The sequence below is a fragment of the Marilutibacter maris genome (assembly GCF_006546735.2).
Lineage (GTDB): Bacteria > Pseudomonadota > Gammaproteobacteria > Xanthomonadales > Xanthomonadaceae > Marilutibacter > Marilutibacter maris.
Genome location: NZ_VICD02000190.1, coordinates 1 through 5,342 on the forward strand (window position 1 = coordinate 1; position 5,342 = coordinate 5,342).

Consider the following 5,342-nt stretch of genomic DNA (forward strand, 5'->3'; position numbering starts at 1 on the left):
TCGCCCTGGGGCGGGCGCTGGGCGGGGTGGCCGCGGCCGCGATCGACGTTTCCGACGGCCTGCTCGCCGACCTCGACCATGTCTGCGCGGCCAGTGGGGTCGGCATGCGGATCGCGCTGGATGCGCTGCCGGCCTCCGATGCGCTGCTCGCGGCCTGCGACGCGGCCGCGCGGACCGGTTTCCAGACCGGCGGTGGCGACGATTACGAACTGGCCTTCACCACGCCGCCCGACGCGGACGCGGCGGTGCGCGCCGCGGCGCTCGGTGCCGGCGTCGCCGTGACCCGGATCGGCGAGGTGGTCACCGGCGAACGGGTGCGCTTGTTCGACGACAGCGGTCGCGAATGGATGCCGACCGCGCGCGGCTACGCGCATTTCGCCGCCAACGATTGATCGCGCGGCGCGCGTCGGGAGCGGTGCGCTGCACGGTGGTAGGTTCATCGGAAGGCCCATCGCGGCTTACGCCGCTCCTACGGTATGGCACGTATGGCCCAGCCCCCTGAGTCAGGGGGGAACGATATCCGGCCAAGCCCGGATATCTCCCAAGATTTGCTTCGCAAACCTCGGGCCCCGCCGTTGCGCTTCCATACCCCCATTCGCATCTGCGATGCGAATCGCCCCCTGACTCAGGGGGCTGAAGGCATGGGACAGACAGGCAAACGATCTTCGTAGGAGCGGCGTAAGCCGCGATGAGGCCTTCATGGGAAGGTCTCATCGCCGCCTGCGCGGCGGCTACGGATGCTTGCGGGGAGCCTGCGCGAGCAGCTTCCGGACCCGCTCGCGCAAGGCCGGCACCACCGCATCGTCGAACCATGGATTGGCCTTGAACCAGCCGACGTTGCGCGGGCTGGGATGCGGCAGCGGCAACAGGCCGTCGTCGATGTACTCGTGCCAGGCGGCGACGGTTTCGGTCAGGCTGGACTTGCGTTGCGCGCCGAGGAAATAGGCCTGCGCGTACTGGCCGATCAGCAGGGTCAGCCCGATGTTCGGCAGCAATGGCAGCAGTCGCGGATGCCAGGTCGCGCGGCATTCCGGGCGCGGCGGTGCGTCGCCGCCGCCCTTCTTGCCGGGATAGCAGAAGCCCATCGGCACGATCGCGATCCGCGTCTCGTCGTAGAAGGTGGCGGCGTCGACCTGCAGCCAGTCGCGCAGGCGCCGGCCGCTGGCGTCGTCCCACGGAATGCCGCTGGCGTGGACGCGGGTGCCGGGCGCCTGGCCGACCACCAGCAGGCGCGCGCTGCGACTGGCCCGCAGTACCGGGCGCGGACCCAGCGGCAGTTCGGCCGCGCACAGCGTGCACGCGCGGATGTCGCCAAGCAGCCGGTCCAGTCGGGAGGTCATGGTGGCAGCAGCTTACCCGGGTTGAGGATGCCGTCGGGATCGAACTGGGCCTTGATCGCGCGCATCAGCGCCAGCGTCGGCGCGTCGATCGCCTGCGGCATGAACTCGCGTTTGGCCAGACCGATGCCATGCTCGCCCGACAGGGTGCCGCCCAGCGCGACCGCCAGCGCGAACACGCGTGCCATCGCCGCCTGCGCGCGGGCGCGCTGGTCGTCATCGGCCGGGTCGTACATCAGGTTCACGTGCAGATTGCCGTTGCCGGCATGACCGAAGCATACGATCGGCAATGCGAATTCGTCGGCGAGCCGCTGCACGCCCTCGACCAGGTCGGGGATGCGCGAGACCGGCACCACCACATCCTCGTTGATCTTGCCCGGTGCGAGCGTGCGCAGCGCCGGCGAAAGCGCCTTGCGCGCGGCCCAGAGCGCCGCGCGCGCGGTCTCGTCCTCGGCGGCGTCGAGCGAGACCAGGCCATCGCCCCCGGCGGCGCGGATCAGCGCGGCAAGCGCGGCGGGCAGGGTGTCGGCGTCGCCGTCGGCCTCGATCATCAGCAGCGCCCCGGCATCGGCCGGCAGCCGGGCGCCGCCGACGTCGCGCGCCAGGCGCACCGCATGATGGTCCATGAACTCCAGCATAGACGGCGTCACCGGCTGCGCCATCAGTCGCGCGACCGCCTGCGCGGCGCTGGCGACGTCGCGATAGATCGCACGGACCGCGCGACGCTCCGGCGGCAGCGGCACCAGTCGCAGGGTCGCTTCGACGATCAACGCCAGGGTCCCCTCGCTGCCGACCAGCAATCGCTGCAGGTCGTAGCCGGTCGAGCCCTTGGTGGTCGCGCTGCCGCAGCGGATCAGCTCGCCGCCGCCGCTGACCGCGGTCAGCGCCAGCACGTTGTCGCGGCTGGCGCCGTACTTGACCGCGCGCGGCCCGCCGGCGTTGCAGGCGAGGTTGCCGCCGATGGTGCAGTAGCTGGCGCTGGTCGGGTCGGGCGGCCAGAACAGGCCGTGCGCCCGCAGCGCGGCCTGCAGATCGCCGTTGAGCACGCCCGGCTCGACCACCGCGCAACGGTCGCCAGGGCGGATCTGCAGGATCCGGTTCATGCGTTCGAACGACACCGCGACGCCGCCGGCCACCGGTACCGCCGCCCCGGTGGTGTTGGTGCCGCGGCCACGTGCGACCACCGGCACCCGATGGCGGCGACACGCGCGGACCAGCGCGAGCACCTGCGCGGCATCGGTCGGCAGCGCGACCGCGTCGGGCAGGGCCTCGCGTCGGGAATTGTCGTAGGCGTAGGTCAGCCGCTCGGCGGGGTCGGTGCGCCAGGCCGCGCTTGCTGAAGAAGCCGGCGCCGATCGGCGACACCTCGATCGGACGCCAGGGCGCGAATTCGCGTGCCTGCGACCACGGCCACCACAGCGCCACGCCGAGGCCACCGTCGGTGAAGGCGTCGAGCAGCGGGTGGGAAAGGGTGCAGGCGAATATCCAGGTCGCGGCCAGCGCCGGTTCCGCGCGCAGGCTGCGGTGGAACGATGCGGCGAGCGCGCCCAGGACCGTGGCGAACAGCAGCGAGTGGCTGGCGCCGCGGTGCCCGAACGCATCGGCGTAGGGGATGTCGAGCGCGAACGCGACCACGTCGGCATCCGGCAGTATCGCCGCGGCCATCCCGGCAAGCATCAGTCTGCGGTCGATCCTCCGCGAGCCCAGGGCGATGCCGGCGGCCAGGGGCACCACGGCGTGGGTGATGATGGTCGGCATGTCGGGGTCCTTCAGGGGCTCAGCAGTCGTCCGCGCGGAACGCATCGCGCAGCCAGTTCAGTCTCGGTGCGGCCGGGTCGCCGTCGGCCTCGATCACGTCGAAGCGGCAGGGCAGGTCGGCGTACCGCGGATGGCGGGCCAGGAATACGTGCGCGGCGCGGATCAGGCGACGCCGCTTGTGCACGTCGACCGAGGCCGCGCCGCCGCCGAAGCCGGCGCCGTGACGGTAGCGGACCTCGACGAATACCAGGCTGTCGCCATCGCGCATGACCAGGTCGATCTCGCCGCCGCGGCTGTGCGCGTTGGCGGCAACGGCACGAAGTCCGGCCGCCAGCAGGTGGCGGCGCGCGGCCGCTTCGACCGCCGCCCCGAGGGCACGACGGTCGGCGCCACGGTCAGCGTCGGTCGCCACCGCCGGGCAGCGGCATCACCACGCCGCTGACGAAGGTCGCCCAGGTCGGGGTCCGCTTGACGTTGCCGAAACCGTCGACCTGGAGGGTGCCGGTCGCGCCCTGGATCGATCCGTCGGAGCTCTTCACCAGCTTCTCCATATAGGCCGAGAGCAGCCAGGCGTCGTAGCCGAACGCGAACAGCCGCGCCGCCGGGCCCCTGGCGGTCGGCAGCATGGTCGCCGCGAACCCGGGCGAGGGCAGGCCGGTGATGCCGCGAGCGGTCCAGGTCTCGGTCGGGAACGCGATGCCGTCCAATGCGCGGTCTTCTTCCGAGCTGCCGATGCCCGACAGCAGTTGCGAGGTGCCGACCCGCGGCACGCCGCCGAGGCCGGCCAGGGCCAGCTTCGGCGCCAGCCCGCGTGCGGCGCCGCCGCGCATGGCCAGGAACACAGCGTCGACGCCGCCCTCGCGCGAGGCGAACGGGCTCAGATCGGCGATGCCCTCGCCGACCACGTCGGTGACGGCGCCGCCACGCTCGACGAGGCGCTCGCGCAACGCGTCGACCATGCGCCGCTGGCTGTCCTCGCCGCCGCTGACGACCAGCACGCGCCCGGCGTTGCGCGACAGCAGGTATTCCGCGGCGGCGATGCCCTCGTCTTCAGGCGACAGCGCGAAGCTGGCATTGCCCGGCGGCGGCGATTCGCTGCCGCTGTTGAGCGCGAGCAGCGACACCGGCATCGAACCGCGCGCGAACAGCGCGTCGACGGCGGTGCGGTCGAGCGGGCCGACCACGAAGTCGTTGCCCTCGGTGACCGCGCGGTCGTAGGCCGACAGGGTGCCGGCGGTGCTGCCGGTGGTGTCGTAGAAGGTGATCTCGGGTCGGCGGCGGCGCTCGCCGTAGTAGCCGGCCATGAAGCCGTCGCGCACCGGCGAGGACGCGACCGCGAGATCGCCCGTCAGCGGCAGCAGGATCGCCAGCTTGACCGGAGGCCGGTAACCGTCGGACTCGGCCGGCGGCCGGTTGTTGGCGTCGAAGGTCCAGGCGCTGTGGTCGAACGGACGCGGCAGCGCAAGACCTCGATCGAGCAGGGCCTGGCCCATGTAGTTGTAGAGCGCATCGCCGGGCGGCAGCGCGGCGGCCTCGCGGGCGAGGCTGTCGTTGTCGAGCTGGGACAGCAACTGGTGGATCCGGCGTTCATTGTCGAGTCGGGCCTGGCCGGTCAGCACGGTGCCACCGCGGGCGAGCGCATCGGCTTCGGCCACGACCGGATTGCGGACCACGGCGGTTTCGGCCGTCGGCCGGACCCCGAACCCGCCGCAGCCGCCCAGCAGCAGGATCGCCAGGGCGGGCGCGAGCAGCCGGCTGGCGGAGCGGGTCGGGAAGCGGTGGGCGGCGGAAACGGAGAACTTTGGACTCATCGGCGGGCATCCTGCGCGGCGCTGCGTGGGCGCGGTGTCGAACGGAAAGGTCGGGCCTGGGCCCGGGAACGGGTACGATTCTAACCGCGCACCACCTGAATCCACCTGTCGGACCCGCAATGCCCGCAACGCTGCACGTCGTCGCTACCCCGATCGGCCACCTCGGCGACCTCAGCCCGCGCGCGCTCGAGACCCTGCGCGGCGTCGATGCGATCTGCGCCGAGGACACCCGCCATACCCGTCAGCTGCTCGCCCACTTCGGCGTCGAGCGGCCGCTGGTGGCGCTTCACCAGCACAACGAGGAGGCCCAGGTCGCGCAACTGGTCGAGCGGTTGCGGGCGGGACAGTCGCTGGCGCTGGTGTCCGATGCGGGCACGCCGCTGGTCAGCGACCCCGGCTACCGCTTGGTCCGCGCCGTGCGCGCCGCCGGCATTCC

General features: G+C 72.3%; 5 protein-coding genes and 2 pseudogenes. 2 read left to right on the forward strand and 5 right to left on the reverse strand.

Going from position 1 to position 5,342, the window contains the following annotated elements:
• Nucleotides 1-392 (forward strand): thiamine-phosphate kinase (locus FKV24_RS11130; RefSeq protein WP_249040995.1); only part of this gene is annotated, 392 nt, incomplete at its 5' end.
• Between the two features lie 339 nt (nucleotides 393-731).
• On the opposite strand, the gene FKV24_RS11135 is transcribed toward FKV24_RS11130, so the two are convergent.
• The 5 genes and pseudogenes from FKV24_RS11135 to FKV24_RS11150 form a co-directional block, all read right to left on the reverse strand.
• A complete protein-coding gene (locus tag FKV24_RS11135) occupies nucleotides 732-1,340 on the reverse strand; it encodes a uracil-DNA glycosylase family protein (protein ID WP_141482436.1) in 609 nt (202 codons plus the stop codon).
• A pseudogene (locus FKV24_RS19880) lies at nucleotides 1,337-2,683 on the reverse strand (FAD-binding oxidoreductase); the annotation flags it as partial. The gene FKV24_RS11135 and the pseudogene FKV24_RS19880, both read right to left, overlap by 4 nt.
• Nucleotides 2,661-3,095, reverse strand: a pseudogene (locus tag FKV24_RS19885) (metal-dependent hydrolase); the annotation flags it as partial. The pseudogenes FKV24_RS19880 and FKV24_RS19885, both read right to left, overlap by 23 nt.
• A 19-nt stretch (nucleotides 3,096-3,114) precedes the next feature.
• Complete coding sequence (locus FKV24_RS11145) at nucleotides 3,115-3,507, reverse strand: YraN family protein (RefSeq protein ID WP_141482438.1); 393 nt, start codon at nucleotides 3,505-3,507, stop codon at nucleotides 3,115-3,117.
• Nucleotides 3,491-4,906: a penicillin-binding protein activator gene (locus FKV24_RS11150; RefSeq protein WP_111265644.1), complete on the reverse strand. Its 1,416-nt coding sequence runs from the start codon at nucleotides 4,904-4,906 to the stop codon at nucleotides 3,491-3,493. Before FKV24_RS11150 ends, FKV24_RS11145 begins: the two co-directional genes overlap by 17 nt.
• Nucleotides 4,907-5,025: 119 nt before the next feature.
• On the opposite strand from FKV24_RS11150, the gene FKV24_RS11155 reads away from it, so the two are divergent.
• Nucleotides 5,026-5,342 (forward strand): SAM-dependent methyltransferase (locus FKV24_RS11155; RefSeq protein WP_249040996.1); only part of this gene is annotated, 317 nt, incomplete at its 3' end.

What these genes read in the sequence shown, in the direction of transcription:
- FKV24_RS11135 (WP_141482436.1), bottom strand. Translation starts at nt 1,340, where the DNA reads ATGACCTCCCGACTGGACCGGCTGCTTGGCGACATCCGCGCGTGCACG.
- FKV24_RS11150 (WP_111265644.1), bottom strand. Translation starts at nt 4,906, where the DNA reads ATGAGTCCAAAGTTCTCCGTTTCCGCCGCCCACCGCTTCCCGACCCGC.